The sequence below is a fragment of the Aminobacter aganoensis genome, from assembly GCF_014206975.1.
Lineage (GTDB): Bacteria > Pseudomonadota > Alphaproteobacteria > Rhizobiales > Rhizobiaceae > Aminobacter > Aminobacter aganoensis.
The window spans coordinates 19,013-35,918 of the sequence record NZ_JACHOU010000017.1 but is presented as its reverse complement, the minus strand read 5'-3'; the positions used below and the strand labels follow the sequence as shown (position 1 = coordinate 35,918).

The following is a 16,906-nucleotide window of genomic DNA, read 5'->3' as shown; positions in this document are numbered from 1 at the left end:
TCGTAAAAAATAATCGAGTGCCTCGGCGTGGAACTTTCGAACTCAGTCAACCATGCGCGAGCAGCGCCGCGCGCTGGACGAACAGGCCCGACAGCGGGCTTGCCGGCCGCGCATGGTTGCGGGCGGAAGAGAGCTTCACCGCGAGCGCACCGTCGCCGTCGCGCAAGGCTGCCTCGATCAGCGTCAGGTCGATCACGTCGCGCTGGGCATGGCTGCCGCCGAAGCGGTGGGCGATGGCCCGGACAGGTTCGAGCAGCCGCACCGTCTCGCCATAGCGCCCTTCCCCGAAGGCCTTGACCGCCAGCGTGACCGGATGGCCGACATCGCGGGTGAAGGCGGCATTGTCGTCGTCGCGGGCGATCGCCTCGCGCTGGGCCTCGAGCATCGCTTTGGCCGGTGCTTCGAGGCTTGCGCCGACGAAGGCCATCATCGCATGGGCATCGTTGAAGGCGTAGTTGCCGGCGGCGGCCTTGGGCGCCCAATTGGCCGCAAGGTCCACCCAGCGCGCGCCGACATCGACGCCTCCGAGATGCAGCCGCCACAGGATCGCCGAGGCGTCGACCATGTTGAGCGCCAGCTTCGACTGCGCGCCGTAGATCGGCCCGTCATAAAGAGCGAGCACCTCGTCGGTCTCGCCGAGGTCGTAGTGGAACAGCGCCAGGTGCCACCAATTGTGGACCTGGAGAAAACTCTCCTTCGTCCAGGCGTCGGTGTTGCCGCGCATCCAGGCGATGCCGTCGCGCTGGCGGCTCTGCATCTCCATCACATGCGCCACCGCATGCTGGGCCCAGCCGTCGCGCGGCTCCATCTTGATGGCTTGCCGGCCCAGCGCCTCGGCGCTGACATAGTCGCCCATCTCCTCGAAGCCGAAGGCCTGCATGCCGAGGATGGCGTGGTAGCCCGGCATGTTCTTGCTCCACGCCGGCATCGCCCGGGCGATGCGGTCGCGCAGCATCGGCGCATTGCCGGTGAGGAAATCGATCTGGTGTCCGGCCTGCAGCGCCAGCGCGTCGGTCGGATGCTCCGCCGTCAGCCCTTCAAGGATGTGCCCGGCCTCATGCCAGTGCCCGGCGGCAAGACGGCCGAGTGCTGCGACATGCGCCTGCTCGCGCGCGGTTGCGGCGAGCCCCGCGGCAGCAGCGTGACAACCCCGCGCCACCGCCATCGCCTCGCGCTCGGTCGACAGGCCATAGAGCCAGCCCTTCAGCACATGCGCCATGACGAAGTCGGGCGCTGCCGCGATCGCCTTGTCGGCCGATCCGACAGGATCGCCGACGAAGCGCTGGAGTTCGCTCACCCCACGCTCGTAATGCGCGGCCGAGGCCTCGTCCGCCCCTGAAAGGGCGAGCCCGAGCCGATCCTTCAGCACGGCCAAAAATCCTCAGTGCCCCGAGCGTGTCGCAGCCGCCGCGATTCCGGCGCCGACCAGCAGCGTGCCGCCGGTGCGGTTGAAGATGCGGATCGCGCGCGGATTGGACACGACACTGCGAGCCCGCGCCGCCACCAGCGCGTAGCCGAAGGCATTGGCGAAGGCGAGCGTCAGGAAGGTCAGCTCGAAGACCAGCATCTGCGTCCAGAAATCGCCGCTGCGGTCGAGGAACTGCGGCAGGAAGGCGACGAAGAAGGTGATGCTCTTGGGGTTCAGCGCCGTCACGATCCAGGCATGCGCCATCATCTTGACGGCCGACGCGGCATCCGTGCGCGGCTTGGCGTCCAGCGACCCGCCAGCGCGGAACAGCTTGATGCCGAGATAGATCAGATAGGCTGCGCCGATCCACTTCACGATGGTGAAGACGGTAGCCGACGCGGCGAGCAGCGCGCCGATGCCGAGCATCGACAGCGTCATCGCCGTGAAGTCGCCCAGCGCCACTCCGACGGCCATAGGCAGCGCGGTGCGCCAGCCCTGACCGAGCGCGTAGGACACCACGAGCAGGATCGTGGGGCCCGGGATGACGAGAAGCACAGCGGACGCGGCGGCGAAGGCGGCCCAGCTTTCAAACGACATGGCAATTCTCCCTCATTGGATGCGGGATCAAGCTCCGGCTCCGCGCCGTTGTAAAGCCCTTAACGGACAGCTCCTCATATTCACCTTTTCTCAACCATGAATGGTGAAAATGCGATCTATTGGCCGGACCTCGCCAGGCGTCCCGCCCCTGTTCAACGAGTGGAATTGTGCCGTGTCGAAATCGCCTGCTTCGCCGGTCTCCGGCCCGAACGACCGCCCCGAACCCATCAACGCCTCGCGCCGCAAGGTGCTGCTCGGCCTCGGCGCCGCCGGCCTGCTTGCCGGTTGCAGCCGCAGCATGGAGATGGATCTCGCCTCGATCCAGATCGACGACTACACCACCGGTTCGATCCGGCCGAGCATCAGCGTCGACAAGCAGGTCACCCGTCCCGAGCTGATGTATGCCTCCCTCACCGACGAAGGCTACCAGCTGCCGGAGATCCCGTTCGCCAAGGTCGATCCGAAATTCCGCCGCCAGATCGTCGTCGACCCGACGGGCGAAGCGCCCGGCACCATCGTCGTCCGCCTGCAGGAGCGCCATCTCTATCTCGTCCAGCCCGGTGGCGACGCCATCCGCTACGGCGTCGGCATCGGCCGCGACGGCTTCCTCTGGAACGGTCGCGCCAACATCCAGTACGGCAAGAAATGGCCGCGCTGGACCCCTCCGGCGGAGATGATCGCCCGTAAGCCGGAGCTGGAGAAATGGCGCGGCGGCCAACCCGGCGGCCTCGACAATCCGCTTGGCGCCCGCGCGCTCTACATCTTCAAGGACGGCCAGGACACCGGCTACCGCGTCCACGGCTCGCCCGAATGGTGGACCATCGGCCAGGCCATGTCGTCGGGCTGCGTCCGCATGATCAACCAGGACGTCATCGACCTCTTCAGCCGCGTCAACGGCAAGACGCCGATCGTCGTCAGCTAGGCGGCGGATAGCCCGCGAAGCGACTGAATCTCCCATTGCGTCCGGCCGCCAGAAGGGCGAATGTGCCGGAAATCAGCACCTGGGAGGACGGCGTCCATGCCTTCGACATTCGTGATCGCGCAAGGCGGTGGACCAACCGCCGTGATCAACCAGACGATGGCCGGCGCCGTGCTCGAAATCCGCCGACGCCATCCCAAGGCGCGCGTGCTGGGTTCGCGCCACGGCGTGCGCGGCATCCGCGACGGCGACTATGTCGACCTGAGCGACATTCCCGAAGAACAGTTGCTGCGCATCGCCGCCACCCCCGGCGCCGCGCTTGGCAGCACGCGCGACAAGCCCGACGCCGCCTATTGTGACGTCATCCTCGAAGGGCTGAAGAAAGCCGACGCTCGCGCCTTCATCTATATCGGCGGCAACGACACCGCCGGCACCCAACAGATCCTGACCGAGGCGGCCCAGGGCAGCATCGCCTTCGTCCATGCGCCCAAGACCATCGACAACGACCTCGAGGAAAACGACCACACGCCGGGCTTCATCTCGGCGGCCGAATTCGTGGCCGGCGCCTTCCTCAGCGTCGATCTCGATTTCCGCGCCTTGCCCGGCATCTATGTCGGCATCGTCATGGGCCGCCATGCCGGCTTCCTCACCGCCGCCGCAGCCGCCTGGCGCGACGAGGACACCGACGGCCCGCACCTGATCTACGTGCCCGAACGCGCCTTCTCGGTGCCGCGCTTCATCGACGAGGTCAAGGCGACGCTGGCCCGCCACCGCCGCTGCGTCGTCGCCGTTTCCGAAGGCGTCACCACCGCCGACGGCAAGGCGCTGGTCGAAAGCATCGTGCCCGCCGACAAGCTGGAGCGCGACGCCCATGGCAACATCAAGCTTTCGGGCAGCGATTTGAGCCGTGCCTTCGAAAATGCCCTCGCCGAAGGGCTGCCGGGCAAACGCGCCCGCGTCGATGCGCTCGGCTACATGCCGCGCGGCTACATCGGCGCGGTTAACGCCGTCGACGCCCAGGAAGCGTTCGACGCCGGCGTCTTCGCCATCGACGCGGCCGACAAGGGCGGCGGCTCCGTCGCCCTGAAATACGAAGGCGGCAAGACCGTGCTCAAGCTCGTGCCGCTCGCCAACGTCGCCGGCAAGACCCGCCACATGCCCGACGACTTCATGCTGCCCGACGCCAACCACCTCTCCGAAAAGGGACTGGAGTATCTGCGCCGGCTAGTGCCCGGCCGGTTCAAGATCGGCAGGCCATTCGTTTGAACCGACGCCCAGGATGGTTCTCGAAAAGCATCGTCGACGCAACCACCACGATGCTGACGGAACCGTTCGTCACCGACTACTGCCGCGCCAACATCTGGCTTGTGCATGGCCGCGATCTCGACATGCTGGTCGACACCGGCTTGGGCATCTGCCCGCTGGCTCCGGAGCTTGACACGACGCCGGGCAAGCCGCTGCTGGCGGTGGCGACCCACGTCCATCTCGACCATGTCGGCTCGCTGCACGAGTTTTCGTGGCGCGCCGGCCCGCGCATCGAGGCGCCGTTCTTCGAGACCATGCCCGACGAAGCCACCTACGCCCACATGTTCCGCAATTTTCCGGGCGATGTATCGGAACTGCCCTATCCCGGCTGGAGTTCTGCCGGCTACGCCATCCGGCCCGCCCCGCTGCACCGCCTGCTCGACGAGGGCGAGGTAATCGACCTCGGCGACCGCCGCTTCACGGTGTTGCATCTGCCCGGCCACTCGCCGGGGTCGATCGGGCTGTTCGACGAACTTGACGGCACCCTGTTTTCGGGCGACGCCATCCATGGCGGGCATTTGGTCGACGACATGCCCGATTGCGACCGCACCGCCTATCGCGCCACCATGCGCCGGCTGATCGACCTGCCGGTACGCGTCGCCCATGGCGGTCACGCAGACAGCATCGACGGCGCCAGGATGCGGGAAATCGCCCAGGATTATCTGAGACGGAATGGTGGATAGGGCGTTAGTTCGCTCAGCGCTTCCCCCTCTCCGTCACGGCTTCGCCGTGCCACCTCTCCCCCACTCCGTGGGGGCGAGGAAACGCCAATCGGGCAGGCTCCGCCTTGCGACTGTTAGATGCAACCTCGCAGGACTTGGGTTCCTCGCCCCCGCAAAGCGGGGGAGAGGTGGCAAGGCGAAGCCGTGACGGAAAGGGGGACTATTGCCAGCGGTTGCCGCCGACGCTCAGCCCAACCCTTCCTCGAACCCGCTGATCGCCTTGACCTCGAGGAAATCCTCGATCCCCCATTTGCCGCCTTCGCGGCCGAGGCCCGACTGCTTGTAGCCGCCGAACGGGCTGCCATAGGGACGGCTGGTGCCGTTGATCTGCACCATGCCGGCGCGGAGCTTGCGCGCCACGCGCTGGGCGCGGGCCTTGTCGCCGGTCTGGACATAGGCCGACAGGCCGTAGGGCGTGTCGTTGGCAATCGCGATCGCTTCTTCTTCCGTGTCGAACGGGATCATCGCCACCACCGGCCCGAAGATCTCCTCGCGGGCGATGCGCATGTCGTTGTTGGCATCGGCAAACACCGTCGGCCGCACGTAGTAGCCGCGGTTGAAGCCTTCGGGACGTCCGGGCCCGCCTGCAACGACGCGCGCGCCCTCCTTGATGCCGGCGTCGATCATGCCCTGCACCTTGTCGAACTGCACGTCGGACGACAACGGGCCGATATGGTCACCATCCTCGGCCGGGTTGCCGATCTTGACGGTCGCCGCATATTTCGCCGCGATGTCGACCGCCTTGTCATAGACCGGACGCTGCACCAGCATGCGCGTCGGCGCGTTGCAAGACTGGCCGGTATTCTCGAAGCAATGCGCCAGGCCGCGAGTCACCGCGTCGGTCAGGTCGGCGTCGTCGAAGACGATATTGGGCGACTTGCCGCCGAGTTCCAGCGCCACGCGCTTGACCGTCTCGGACGCAGCCTTGGTCACCGCCACGCCGGCCCGCGTCGAACCGGTGAACGACATCATGTCGATGCCAGGATGGCGCGACATCGCCTCGCCGACGGTCGGGCCGTCGCCGTTGACCATGTTGAACACACCGGCCGGGAAACCCGCTTCCTCCATCATCTCGACAAAGACGATCGACGACATCGGCGCGATCTCCGACGGCTTCAGCACCACCGTGCAGCCGGCGGCCAGCGCTGGCACCACCTTCAGCGCCACCTGGTTCATCGGCCAGTTCCACGGCGTGATCAGCCCGCACACGCCGATCGGCTCGCGCACGATGCGCTCCTGCGGGTTTTTCTCGTTCAGCGGCTCCTCGAATTCGAAGCCCTTCAGCACCTCGATGAAGCTCCTGATGTGACCCGAACCGCTGGCTGCCTGCGATTCCAGCGCCAGCTTGATCGGCGCTCCCATCTCCCGGGAAATCGCCTGGGCCATGTCGCGCACGCGCCTCTTGTAGGCGGCAAGCAGCTTTTCGAGCAGCGCGATCCGCTCTTCGCGGCTGGTCGCGCTCCATGCCGGGAAGGCGCGCTGCGCCGCGGCAACCGCCTTGTCGACGTCGGCGGACGATCCCAGCGAAATCACCGCGAAGGGCTGTTCGTCAGCCGGGTTGATGACCTCGAGTTCTTTCGCGACCGTTGGCGCGACCCATTTTCCGTCGATGAAGAAATCCGTCTTGCGCAGCATGGCAGGCTCCTGTTTTGGCGGACTTTCTAGAACGGCGCGCGGCACGTCCATGTCCTGATTCCGACCGCATTTGTAGGCTGGCTGCCCCCATGCGGGAAGGCTTGGGTCACTGCTTGACCGCGCGTGCCACAATGTCAGTAGGTTTTGATAATATGCCCGGACATGGGTGGATCGCGCGCCGCGTTGTTTTATAAGGCTCGTCCATCGAGGCCACCATCATGTCCATCACCGGTTCGCGTCGCCAGGCGGCGATCGCCTTCATCTTCGTCACCGCCGTTCTCGACATCGTCGCGATGGGCATCATCATTCCGGTGCTGCCCTCGCTGATCGAGGAGTTCGCCGGCTCCAACGCCGATGCCGGCTGGATCAACGGCGTCTTCATCGCACTCTGGGCCTTCATGCAGTTCGTCTGCTCGCCGATCATCGGCTCGCTCTCCGACCGCTACGGCCGCCGTCCGGTCATCCTGCTGTCGACCGTCGGCCTCGCCGCCGACTACGTGCTGATGGCGCTGGCGCCCAACCTGTGGTGGCTGGCGCTCGGCCGCATCATTGCCGGCGTCACCTCGTCGAGCTTCACCACCGTCTTCGCCTACATGGCCGACATCACCCCGCCCGAGGGCCGCGCCCGCGCCTACGGCCTGATCGGCGCCGCCTTCAGCGCCGGCTTCGTCGCCGGTCCGCTGATGGGCGGTTTCCTCGGCGAAATCTCGCCGCGCGCGCCGTTCTGGGTCGCCGCCGCGATGAGCGGGCTTGCCTTCCTCTACGGCGCCTTCGTCCTGCCGGAATCGTTGCCGCGCGAAAAGCGCATGTCCTTCTCCTGGCGCCGCGCCAATCCGTTCGGCGCGATGATGCTGCTGCGTTCGCATCCGGAACTGACCGGGCTGGCCGCCGTGACCTTCCTGCTGCATTTCGCCCACCACGTCTTCTCGGCGGTGTTCGTGCTCTATGCTGCCTACCGCTATGGCTGGCATGCCTGGGAGGTCGGCCTCCTGCTGGCGATGGTCGGCGTGCTCGACATGATCGTCCAGGGCCTGATCGTCGGCCCGGTGGTCAAGCGTTTCGGCGACCGCACGACGATGGTGTTCGGCCTGTTTGCCGGTGCCTTCGGCATCGCCTGCATGGGCTGGGCGCCCAGCGGCTTCTGGTTCACCCTGGCGATCATCCCCAACGCGCTGTGGGGCCTCGCCATGCCGACGACGCAGTCGCTGATGACCCAGCGCGTCTCCGAGTTCGAGCAGGGCCAGTTGCAGGGTGCCAGCATGAGCGTGGCCAGCATCGCCGGCGTCGCCTCGCCGCTGTTCTTCGGTGCGGTCTATGCCTGGACGGTCCGCGACGGCACGCCGATGCCCTACCCCGGCCTCGCCTTCTATCTCGCCGCGGCCGTGCTGCTGTCGGCGGCATTGCTCGGCTGGGCGGTCGCCCGCAAGGCCGACCGCGCCGATGCGGCGGAAGAAACGGCCTGAACCGCCAGGGCCTCTGCTCAGCCTCGCAATGCGGGCAGCACCTCGCCTGCGAAAAGCTCCATGTCGCGGAGTGCCGTCGGCGTGGCGAGGATGCCGTTGCCGTTGAAAACCAGCCGGGCGGCGCCAATCCCGGTGCTTGAAGCAAGCGAAGCCAGCTGTGCGGCGCAGTCCTCGGGCGAGCCGGCGATCACCTGCCGGGCCATCGCAGTATGTCGGTCCTGAAGCACGATCTGGTCGATTGGCCGTCCTGCGGCCCGGGCCGATGCCAGCCTGCGTTGAAACAGCCGCGGCATCAGGTCGTCGAGCTTGGCCATCGCTTGCGCCGTCGTCGGTGCGATGCAGACGTAGCGCGACAGCGACGACGCCTGCAATCGGCAGTCATGTCCCTGCTCCGCAAGGATCGCGACATAAGTGGCCAGTTGCGCGCCTTCCGGGGGATCCAGGCTGAGCAGCAGGGGCAGTCGTTCGCGGGCAGCGAAGCCGAGCGTTTCCCGAGAGGTTCCGGCGACATAGGCCGGCACGTTCTCCCCTGCCAGCAGCGGCCCGACCGAAATCTCCGACGCCGGCCAGCACAGCCCCTCTCCGATCCTCGCCCCGGTCACCCAGGCATCGCGCAGAATCCGATACGACTGTTCGAAGCGATCCCGGGTGGTTTCAGCGGGGATGCCCAACGCCGCCAGCGTCGCCGGGTGCGTGCCACGGCCAATGCCCAGGTCGAACCGGCCGCCGCTCTGCCAGTGCAGTTGCGCCACCTCTTCGGCCAGCAGGAATGGATGGTAGAGCGGCGTCACCACGATCGAGGTTCCGACCCGCAATCGCTGCGTCCGGGCAAGGATCGCGGACGCCAGCATCATCGTCGACGGATATGCCTGTGGCGGGTCCTGAAAGTGAAACTCGTTGAACCAGATGCCGTCGAAGCCCATACGCTCGGCCTGTTCGCACAGGCCCAGGACATGTTCATGGCTTTCGGTGCGGCCGCCGCGGGCAAAGCCGGCAATGTCCAGCCGCATCAGGTCAACTCGTGCGGGGCAAAGACGGGAATATCGCGCAGCAGCCCGATCTCGACATTGACGCCATAAACGTCGCGCACCGTCGTTTCGGTGAGCGTGCTTTGCCAGTTACCATGGCCGACCACCACACCCTTGTCTAGCAGCAGCAGGCTGTCGGAAAAGCGCGCGGCAAGCGACAGGTCGTGTATCGCCACCAGCGCCGTCACGCCCCGCTCGCGCGCGATCTCCGACACCACGCGAAGCGTAAACAGCTGGTTGCCGATGTCGAGCGCGCTCGTCGGCTCGTCGAGCACCAGCACGTCGGTTTCCTGCGCCAGCGCACGCGCCAGCATCACGCGCTGGCGTTCGCCGCCGCTGAGTTCCGACATCGGGCGAAAGGCAAAATCCTCGAGCCTGAGCCTGCAGAGCAATTCTTCGACGACAGCCAGGTCATTCGCGGAGGGACTTGCCCCCATATGCGGCGTCCGGCCGAGCAGGCAGGTCTCGAACACCGTAGCCGGGAAGCTGAGCGGCGAGGATTGCGGCACATAGGCGATCCGCCGCGCGCGTGCCTTCGGGGTCAGGTCGCGGATATCCTTGCCATCGAGCAACACCCGCCCGGATGAGGGCGACGACAGGCCAAGCACGATCCTGACCAGCGTCGACTTGCCGGCACCGTTCGGCCCGATGAGGCCAAGGATGTGACCCTTGCTCAACGCGACCGACACCTCGCGCAGCACCGGGCGGCTGCCATAGCCGAAGCTGACCTTGTCGACGGAAAGATAGTCGCTCATGAAAAATACTCCGAGCGGCGCGACAGGATCAGGTGCAGAAACAGCGGCACGCCGACGAAGGCGACGACGATGCCCACCGGGATGACCGTCGGGCTGAACGCCATGCGCCCGACAGTGTCGGCCAGCAGCAGCAGCATGGCGCCGCAGATCGCCGAGAACGGAATGAGGTAACGATGGTCGCTGCCGATCATCAGGCGCGCGACATGCGGCCCGATCAGCCCGACGAAACCGATCACGCCGGTGAAGCTGATCACCACAGCCGACACCACCACCGACAGGACGACGGCGAGACCGCGCAGCAACGCGACATTGATGCCGAGCGAACGTGAAACATCGTCGCCGGCGCTCGTCAGCGCATTGAACTGCCATGCCTTCGACTGGGCGAGCGGAAGGGCCACCAGCAAGGCCATTCCGGCGACGGCAACAGCATCCCAGCCGATGCCGTTGAGGCTGCCGAACGTCCAATGCACGACACGGGCCAATTGTTCCTGGGTGGCGACGAACTGCACGGCGGCCGTCATCGCGCTGAACAAATACATCAGGGCGATGCCGGTCAGCACCATGGTCTGCGCACCCATCCCGCGCAGCCAGGCCATGGAAAACACCAGCACGGCGCAGCCCAGCGCAAAGAGAAACGCCGTCAACGGCACGAAATACAGCCCGGCGGCACTGAAGCCGACGCCGAACATGATGGCGATCGAAGCGCCGAAGGCAGCGGCCGAGGACACGCCGATGGTGTAGGGGCTGACCAGCGGGTTACGCGTGATCGCCTGCATCAGCACGCCGGCAAAAGCCAGAGAACCGCCGGCCACGATCGCCATCACCACGCGCGGCAAGCGAAGGTGCAGGAGGACTCGCGCCTGCTGCGGGTCGACGTCGGCTACGATGTAGCCGAAGGAAACCTTTTCCACCACGATCGCCAGCAGCGCCGTCAGACCCGTCTCGGCAATGCCGACGATGGCGACGGATCCTGCCACGACCACAAGCGCCAGCAGTGAACCCAGGATGATCGCCAGCCGCCAGTAGCCAGCCTGCCGGTAGCGGTTGGCGATGCCGCTGGAATGGCCGCGCGCCAGACCGGCAGTCGTTGCGATGTCCATGGTCGAAGCCTCCGATTAGGGGAGGCACGCCGCGGCCTTGCCGGCGGCGGCGTGCCGGTTCGTCAGTTGGAGGCGCTGCCCTGGTAGGTCATGCCGCCCTGGAACGGCAGGCCTTGGTAGATCTCGATCCATTCCTTCATCGCCGCCTCGGGATCGATGTCGGCGAAGCGGTCGGGATAGAGCCACTTGGCGACCTGCAGCGCGCCCGTCACCTTGGACGAGCCGCCTGCCAGATAGTAATTGATCAAGCGCACATTGCCCCCCGCACCGACCGGCGCGCCCGAAATTTCCTCGCGTGCGACGATCGCCTTCCAGCTGTCGGCGAACTTCGCTTCCGGGATCGTCTGGTAGGAGCCGGGCTGCAGCTTGATCACCAGATCCGGCTTACGCGCGATGATCTCCTCGGGATCGACGGTGAAGCTGTTCTCGTTGCCGCGCGAGGAGGGCTGCTTCTTGATGTCGATGTCGCCGAAGACGTTGATGCCGCCGCCGGCCTCGATCATGTCGTGCCAGCCCGAACCCGGCGTAACCGTCACCAGGTCGCGCACCTCTTCGAGGTACACCTTCTTGCGCTCGACGTCCTTCAGGCGCTCGGCCAGCAGGTCCATGTAGCGGGTGTAATAGGCGTTGAGCGCATCGGCCTTTTCCGTGCTGTCGAACAGCTTGCCGAACAGCGTCACGTTCTCGACGTGCTGAAGCGTGTCCCAGGCGGTGACGACCAGAACCGGAATGCCGAAGGCTTCGAGCTGTCGCGCCGCCTCCTCGTAGACGCCATTGCGCGGGATGATCACCACGTCGGGCTTGAGCGCCACGATCGCTTCGTAGTTGGGCTGGGTCTGGCCCTGGCCGACGATGTCGCTGTCCTTGAACTGCGGCCAGTAGGTCGGGTCCCGCATCGTGCTCGCATCGACGCCGACGACCTTGTCGATGGCCCCGATGGCACGGGCGAACTCAACCGCATAGCGGTTGAAGATCACCGCCCGCTTGATCGGCAGTTCCAGCTCGACCTTGCGGCCGGCATCGTCGGTGAAGGTTTCGGCGGCCGCCGGTGCCAAGCCAATGGCCGAAGCCAGGGCAAGTCCGAGCCACAGGGCTAGCTGAGTGATTTTCATGATGTCTCCATGCGCAAATGCGGTGCGGGGCGTGCCGAGGCCTGCACATGTCCGAGCAGGCCTCGGTCAGACGACACAGGCAAACAGGCGCAGCACGCCGGACGACGCCAAAGGCGCCCGCCGAAGCTCTTCGAACATGGGGAAACCAATCTTCCCGACATCGCCGCGCCAACCTCTGCCTGCCGGGGACGAGGTGCGGAAATGCGGGCCCGACGAAAGCCGCAACAGGGCCTTCGAAATGGAACCGTCACTCCTGTGGCACACCCCGACCACGGAATCTCACTCTGTCAGGCAGGTCTCCTGGCTCACGGATCACAGCCCATGCCGCCCGTCTTCCCGGCAATATTGCCAGTGACATTTGGGCGAACGGCTCACCGCTTACAGTTGCGGGTCAGCTCCGGTTTCACACCGGATTCCCTCTTAGCTTCCACCTCGTCGGCGGAAGACCATGACGCGCGCACCCTATTCGTGGGCATGTCAAAGTCAAGGGTGATTTACAGGACTAGCAATGGAGTGAAAGTCGTTCATCTGCCGGCCAAGAAGACGGGTGGATTTTCTCTTGAGTTCTCCTCAAGGCATGCAACCCAATGCCAGAACGACTTGTCCGCCAGCGCCCGCGACACTGCAGATGTATCGAACATCTAGTTCCGCTCGACCGGTTTCGATCGCATGCGCGATACCGTCTCGCGTTCGGCCCGCTTGCAGCGCATCGGCGGAAGGCCGCGGTCCATCAGGGCCATGTCCTCCAGCACCATGTCGCCCATGCGCTTGAAGGCAATGTCGAGCGCGCCGGCCCGGTGGGCCGAGCGCAGGAAGCCGGGCAGTCTGCGCACCGGATGATCCAGCGCCAGCGGCTCTTCCGGGAACACGTCGCTGGCAGCCACGATGTGGCCGCTGCGCACGGCGTCGATCAGGTCGGGGAAATCGACGACGCCGGCGCGGCTGAGCAGGATCAGCGCCGCGCCTTGGCGCATGCGGGCGAAGGAGCCCGCGTCGAGAAAACCCTGGTTTTCGCTGGTCACCGAGGCCACCACGAAGACGACGTCGCTACCCGAAAGCACCTCGTCGAGCGTCGCTGGTTCGACACCGCTCTCCCGGAGCACCGATGGCGGCAGCCACGGGTCGAAGGCTTTGACACAAGCGCGGAACCCTGCGAGCAGCCGGTTCAGCGCCTTGCCGAGATCGCCGAAGCCGATGAAGCCGATGTCGGCGCCAGACAGCAGCCGCGCCGAGGCATTGCCCTCGGCGCCCCAGAGCTCGCGCCCCTCGCGGAAGGCGAGGTCCGCGTCGGTGATGCCGCGGGCAAGGTCGAGCGCCAGGGCGAGACCGATCTCGGCCACCGGCTCGGCGAACACCTGGCTGGTCGTCACCACATGAACGCCGCGCCCGAAGAGGTGCTCGTAGGGCATGTTGTCGAGCAGGTTGCCCTCGACATTGAAGATGCAGCGCAGCGAGACCATCGCCTCCAGCGTCTGAAGCGACAAGGCCGGCTGGCCGATGAGATAGCGCACGCGCCCGAGAATGTCGGGGGCAAGCGCGGCAATCTCCTCGGGCTCGACCTCGATCACCTCGTTCTCGGCTCGCAGCCCAGCCAAAGCCTCGGGCGTAAAAATCAGGTCCAACGTGCGCGGCCGGGGAGCGGAGAGGACGAGCGGCTTGTTGTGATCTGGCATGCTTTGCTCTCCTCGGTTTTACCCCCGCCCTCAGTGCTCGAGACCGAGCGCCTCGATCAGGTGCTCGCCTGTTATCACCCGCTCGACCTCCTCGATGGTCGATTGCTTGGGGTCGATGTTGTCGGCCACCACCTGCCCGCCGCGCATCACAACGATCCGGTCCACCACCTGGAAGACATGGTGGATATTGTGGGCGATGAAGATGCAGGAGTGGCCGGTGTCGCGCACCTCGCGCACGAAGCGCAACACCCCTTGCGTCTCGGCGACGCCGAGATTGTTGGTTGGCTCGTCGAGGATGATCAGGTTGCTGTCGAAATGCATGGCGCGCGCGATCGCCACCGCCTGGCGCTCGCCGCCCGACAGCGCCCCGATCGGCGTGGTCGGCGGTATGTTCTTGGTGATGCCGACGCGCTTGAGCAGCGTGCCAGCCACTTCGTTCATCATCTCGTGGTCGAGCCGGTTGAACAGCGCCGGCCCCTTGACCGGTTCGCGGCCGAGAAACAGGTTGCGCGCGATCGACAGCTGCGGCACCAGCGCCGAATCCTGGTAGATGGTCTCGATGCCGTTTTCGATGGCGTCGGTGGTGCTTCTCATCTGCACCTCCTTGCCCTTGACGAAGATCTCGCCGCTGGTCATCGGCACCGCCCCCGACAGCACCTTGATCAGCGTCGACTTGCCAGCACCATTGTCGCCGAGCAGGCCCACCACCTCATGCGTGTTGACCGTCAGCGACACGTCGCGAAGCGCATGGATGCGGCCGTAGAACTTGTTGATGTTCTGCATCCGGACGAGTTCTTGGGTCATCGCTCAGGTCCCCGCATTGTGACGGCGTTCGAGCCAGGAATGCAGCGCCATCATGCCGAGGATGATCGCGCCGATGAAGATGTTGTAGGCAAGGCCGGGCACGCCGACCATGACGATGCCATTGCGCATGATGCGAAGGATGAAGATGCCGAGCACCGTCCCGATGATCGTGCCGCGCCCGCCCGTCAGCACCGTGCCGCCGATGACCACCATGGCGATGATCTCGAGCTCGTAGCCGGTGCCGCTGTTGGGGTTGGCGGCCGAGGTGCGGATTGAGCTGATGATGCCGGCAAACGCCGCCATCGCCGACGACAGCATGAACAGCGCCACCTTGGTGCGCCGGACGTTGACGCCGCGCGCCCGCGCCGCGTTGGGGTTGCCGCCCGAGGCCTGGATCCAGTTGCCGGCCTTGGTCTGGGTCAACAGATAATGCGCAAGGAAGGCAAACAGGGCAAACCACAGCAGGGACATGTAGACGCGGAAGCCGCCGACGTAGAAGTCGCCGACCAGAAGCTGCGCCAGCCATTGATCCTCGGCGTTCCAGGTCCGCTGCGGAAATCCGTCGGTGATGTAGAGCGCCGAGCCGCGCGCGATCAAAAGCATGCCGAGCGTCACCAGGAACGACGGGATGGCGAGCCGGGTGACGAACCAGCCGTTGACGAAGCCGATCAGCATCGCAAGGCCGATGGCGATCAGGAAGGCCACGGGCAGCGGCGCGATGCCGGTGTTGAACACCGTCCACATCACCACCGCCGACAGCCCGAACACCGAGCCGACCGACAGGTCGAATTCGCCCGAGGTCATCAACAGCGTCATGGCCAGCGCGATGAGGCCGAGTTCGACCGTGAAGGCAAGCGTGTTGGAAATGTTCAGCGGCGACAGGAAGTCCGGATTGATCGACCAGAAGATCGCGATTTCCAGGATGAGCAGGACCAACGGTCCGAATTCAGGCTTCGCGATGAAGCGCTGCACGAGTGATCGATTGTCCATGACTGATCCGTGAGAGACGTTGGTCGTCAGTGGGTGGCCACGCTGCGACGGTGCTGGATGCGCACCCACTAGGCAGCATGAAACCGAACCGGCAGCGATGCCATTGCATCGAAGATCGAACGGTGCCGGCGGAGGCTCCCCGGCCCGGAATGTCCAGGCCGGGGCTTTGGCAGGCTTATTTGCCGGCCAGGATGTCGTCGTAGAGCTGCGCCCGGTCTTTTTCATAGAGCGAGCCGACGATGATGTCGAAGCCGGGCGGGATCTTGCTGGCGGCCATCGCCGCCATCGACAGCGCCATGTAGCTGGTCGCTTGCGGGTCCTGCCACTGGGCGGCGTTGACATAGCCTTCCAGCACCTCCTGGGTGGTGTCGCGCGAATTGCCCCAGCCGACGACCGGGATTTCACCCGGCTTGACGCCGGCCTGGTCGAAGACACGCTTGATCGAGCCGGTGACGAGGTCGCCGAGGCCGATGATCGCCTTTACCTTGGCCTTGTTGGCGGTCAGGTAGTCGGCCATGCGGGTGATGATCTCCGCCTGGTCGAGCGTCGCGTCGGTGACTTCCCAGGTGATGTTGAGCGGCTTGAAGACGCTGGCGATGCCTTCTTCTTCCTGCACGCCGTAGGTGGCGCCGGGAACCTCGACCGGCATCCAGACGAAATCGCCTTCCTTCACCAGCTTCTTGTCGACCAGGTACTGCGCCCAGCCGCGCCCGAAGGCGACGTTGTTGCCGCCGACATAGGCGTTGAAGTTGGCGGAAGGATCAGGCGTGTTCATGTTGATGATCGGAATGCCCGCGGCGCGGGCCTCCTCGGCCACCTTGACCAGGCTGCCCGGATCCGGGCTCGAGGTCACGATGCCGGATGCCTTGGCAGCGATCGCGGCGCGAATGGCCTCCTGGTGCGCCGGCACGTCACCATTATGGAACGACGTGTTGACGGTGTTGCCGGTGTCGTCGGCCCATTGCTTGGCGCCAGCCAGGAAATAGGTCCAAACCGGATCGGCCGGCGAGCCATGCGACACCCAGTAATACGTCTTCTTGGCCTGCGCATAGGCGGTCGTGGCCAGCCCCAGGCTGGTCGCCACCAGGGCCGCCGAAACGATGGCTATAGTCCTTTTCAGCACGGTTGTTCTCCTCCTCATCCGGGCGGGATGCCCCGCTCCGCTTTTCAATCCGGCGTAAGCAGGGCGACGCCCGGCAACCGGACGCGCGCGCTATCGTCGATGGATTGGCCCTCCAATCACCGTGCAAATCCTCCCGCACGGCAAATGCTCAAAATGATGTTTTTTCAGGATCATTTTGATGCTCGAAAAGTGGCGTAACGGCAGATGCGAGTCAAGCGCGAATCCCACCAGTCCCGCGAATTGGCGACGAGCGGCGAGAAACCCCACTTGCG

15 protein-coding genes and 1 riboswitch are annotated in these 16,906 nt (G+C 65.5%); of the genes, 4 read left to right on the top strand and 11 right to left on the bottom strand.

All coding sequences use genetic code 11. The annotated features are described in order from the left end of the window. Positions 1 to 46 precede the first annotated feature (46 nt). Positions 47 to 1,366, bottom strand: coding sequence for a tetratricopeptide repeat protein (locus tag GGR00_RS22795; RefSeq protein WP_184701404.1), 1,320 nt, complete (start codon positions 1,364 to 1,366; stop codon positions 47 to 49). Positions 1,367 to 1,381: 15 nt separating this feature from the next. Further along, positions 1,382 to 2,005, bottom strand: a complete 624-nt coding sequence (locus GGR00_RS22790) for a LysE family translocator (RefSeq protein WP_055980070.1) — start codon at positions 2,003 to 2,005, stop codon at positions 1,382 to 1,384. Positions 2,006 to 2,177: 172 nt separating this feature from the next. On the opposite strand from GGR00_RS22790, the gene GGR00_RS22785 reads away from it, so the two are divergent. From GGR00_RS22785 to GGR00_RS22775, 3 genes are all read left to right on the top strand, one after another. After that, positions 2,178 to 2,927: a L,D-transpeptidase gene (locus tag GGR00_RS22785; RefSeq protein ID WP_055980073.1), complete on the top strand. Its 750-nt coding sequence runs from the start codon at positions 2,178 to 2,180 to the stop codon at positions 2,925 to 2,927. 96 nt (positions 2,928 to 3,023) lie between these two features. Continuing rightward, positions 3,024 to 4,190, top strand: coding sequence for a diphosphate--fructose-6-phosphate 1-phosphotransferase (locus tag GGR00_RS22780; RefSeq protein WP_184701320.1), 1,167 nt, complete (start codon positions 3,024 to 3,026; stop codon positions 4,188 to 4,190). 50 nt (positions 4,191 to 4,240) lie between these two features. Further along, positions 4,241 to 4,912, top strand: a complete 672-nt coding sequence (locus GGR00_RS22775; protein ID WP_184701318.1) for an MBL fold metallo-hydrolase — start codon at positions 4,241 to 4,243, stop codon at positions 4,910 to 4,912. 225 nt (positions 4,913 to 5,137) lie between these two features. On the opposite strand, the gene GGR00_RS22770 is transcribed toward GGR00_RS22775, so the two are convergent. Beyond that, positions 5,138 to 6,586 (bottom strand): aldehyde dehydrogenase family protein, encoded by a 1,449-nt coding sequence (locus tag GGR00_RS22770; protein ID WP_184701315.1) that lies wholly within the window; start codon positions 6,584 to 6,586, stop codon positions 5,138 to 5,140. A gap of 218 nt (positions 6,587 to 6,804) precedes the next feature. Here GGR00_RS22770 and GGR00_RS22765 point away from each other — a divergent pair, with 218 nt between their 5' ends. Further along, positions 6,805 to 8,049: a TCR/Tet family MFS transporter gene (locus tag GGR00_RS22765; protein ID WP_184701313.1), complete on the top strand. Its 1,245-nt coding sequence runs from the start codon at positions 6,805 to 6,807 to the stop codon at positions 8,047 to 8,049. Between the two features lie 17 nt (positions 8,050 to 8,066). Here the strand turns inward: GGR00_RS22765 and GGR00_RS22760 are convergent, their stop codons facing one another. The 8 genes from GGR00_RS22760 to GGR00_RS22725 all read right to left on the bottom strand — a co-directional run bounded on the left by GGR00_RS22760 (position 8,067) and on the right by GGR00_RS22725 (position 16,634). Continuing rightward, on the bottom strand, positions 8,067 to 9,059 hold the full coding sequence (locus GGR00_RS22760; protein WP_184701311.1) for an LLM class flavin-dependent oxidoreductase: 993 nt from the start codon (positions 9,057 to 9,059) through the stop codon (positions 8,067 to 8,069). Next, on the bottom strand, positions 9,059 to 9,832 hold the full coding sequence (locus tag GGR00_RS22755) for an ABC transporter ATP-binding protein (RefSeq protein ID WP_184701309.1): 774 nt from the start codon (positions 9,830 to 9,832) through the stop codon (positions 9,059 to 9,061). The genes GGR00_RS22760 and GGR00_RS22755 overlap by 1 nt, the downstream gene beginning before the upstream one ends. Then, the gene (locus GGR00_RS22750; RefSeq protein ID WP_184701307.1) at positions 9,829 to 10,932 is read right to left on the bottom strand and encodes a FecCD family ABC transporter permease; all 1,104 of its coding nucleotides are present in this window, start codon (positions 10,930 to 10,932) and stop codon (positions 9,829 to 9,831) included. The genes GGR00_RS22755 and GGR00_RS22750 overlap by 4 nt, the downstream gene beginning before the upstream one ends. A gap of 62 nt (positions 10,933 to 10,994) precedes the next feature. Then, on the bottom strand, positions 10,995 to 12,044 hold the full coding sequence (locus GGR00_RS22745; protein ID WP_055980100.1) for an ABC transporter substrate-binding protein: 1,050 nt from the start codon (positions 12,042 to 12,044) through the stop codon (positions 10,995 to 10,997). A 273-nt stretch (positions 12,045 to 12,317) separates the two neighbouring features. Continuing rightward, positions 12,318 to 12,510: riboswitch (cobalamin riboswitch) on the bottom strand. Positions 12,511 to 12,685: 175 nt separating this feature from the next. Continuing rightward, positions 12,686 to 13,717 (bottom strand): hydroxyacid dehydrogenase, encoded by a 1,032-nt coding sequence (locus tag GGR00_RS22740; protein ID WP_184701305.1) that lies wholly within the window; start codon positions 13,715 to 13,717, stop codon positions 12,686 to 12,688. 30 nt (positions 13,718 to 13,747) lie between these two features. Next, positions 13,748 to 14,521 carry an ATP-binding cassette domain-containing protein gene (locus GGR00_RS22735; RefSeq protein ID WP_184701303.1) on the bottom strand — a complete coding sequence of 258 codons (774 nt, stop codon included), beginning with the start codon at positions 14,519 to 14,521 and terminating at the stop codon, positions 13,748 to 13,750. 3 nt (positions 14,522 to 14,524) lie between these two features. Beyond that, positions 14,525 to 15,511, bottom strand: coding sequence for an ABC transporter permease (locus GGR00_RS22730; RefSeq protein WP_184701301.1), 987 nt, complete (start codon positions 15,509 to 15,511; stop codon positions 14,525 to 14,527). Between the two features lie 175 nt (positions 15,512 to 15,686). Then, positions 15,687 to 16,634: a substrate-binding domain-containing protein gene (locus GGR00_RS22725; protein WP_184701299.1), complete on the bottom strand. Its 948-nt coding sequence runs from the start codon at positions 16,632 to 16,634 to the stop codon at positions 15,687 to 15,689. Positions 16,635 to 16,906 lie beyond the last annotated feature (272 nt).

Excerpts from the sequence above, each read along its gene's own strand:
- GGR00_RS22790 (WP_055980070.1), bottom strand. The coding sequence starts at position 2,005 with ATGTCGTTTGAAAGCTGGGCCGCCTTCGCCGCCGCGTCCGCTGTGCTT.
- GGR00_RS22780 (WP_184701320.1), top strand. The coding sequence starts at position 3,024 with ATGCCTTCGACATTCGTGATCGCGCAAGGCGGTGGACCAACCGCCGTG.
- GGR00_RS22775 (WP_184701318.1), top strand. The coding sequence starts at position 4,241 with ATGCTGACGGAACCGTTCGTCACCGACTACTGCCGCGCCAACATCTGG.
- GGR00_RS22770 (WP_184701315.1), bottom strand. The coding sequence starts at position 6,586 with ATGCTGCGCAAGACGGATTTCTTCATCGACGGAAAATGGGTCGCGCCA.
- GGR00_RS22765 (WP_184701313.1), top strand. The coding sequence starts at position 6,805 with ATGTCCATCACCGGTTCGCGTCGCCAGGCGGCGATCGCCTTCATCTTC.
- GGR00_RS22760 (WP_184701311.1), bottom strand. The coding sequence starts at position 9,059 with ATGCGGCTGGACATTGCCGGCTTTGCCCGCGGCGGCCGCACCGAAAGC.
- GGR00_RS22755 (WP_184701309.1), bottom strand. The coding sequence starts at position 9,832 with ATGAGCGACTATCTTTCCGTCGACAAGGTCAGCTTCGGCTATGGCAGC.
- GGR00_RS22750 (WP_184701307.1), bottom strand. The coding sequence starts at position 10,932 with ATGGACATCGCAACGACTGCCGGTCTGGCGCGCGGCCATTCCAGCGGC.
- GGR00_RS22745 (WP_055980100.1), bottom strand. The coding sequence starts at position 12,044 with ATGAAAATCACTCAGCTAGCCCTGTGGCTCGGACTTGCCCTGGCTTCG.
- GGR00_RS22740 (WP_184701305.1), bottom strand. The coding sequence starts at position 13,717 with ATGCCAGATCACAACAAGCCGCTCGTCCTCTCCGCTCCCCGGCCGCGC.
- GGR00_RS22735 (WP_184701303.1), bottom strand. The coding sequence starts at position 14,521 with ATGACCCAAGAACTCGTCCGGATGCAGAACATCAACAAGTTCTACGGC.
- GGR00_RS22730 (WP_184701301.1), bottom strand. The coding sequence starts at position 15,511 with ATGGACAATCGATCACTCGTGCAGCGCTTCATCGCGAAGCCTGAATTC.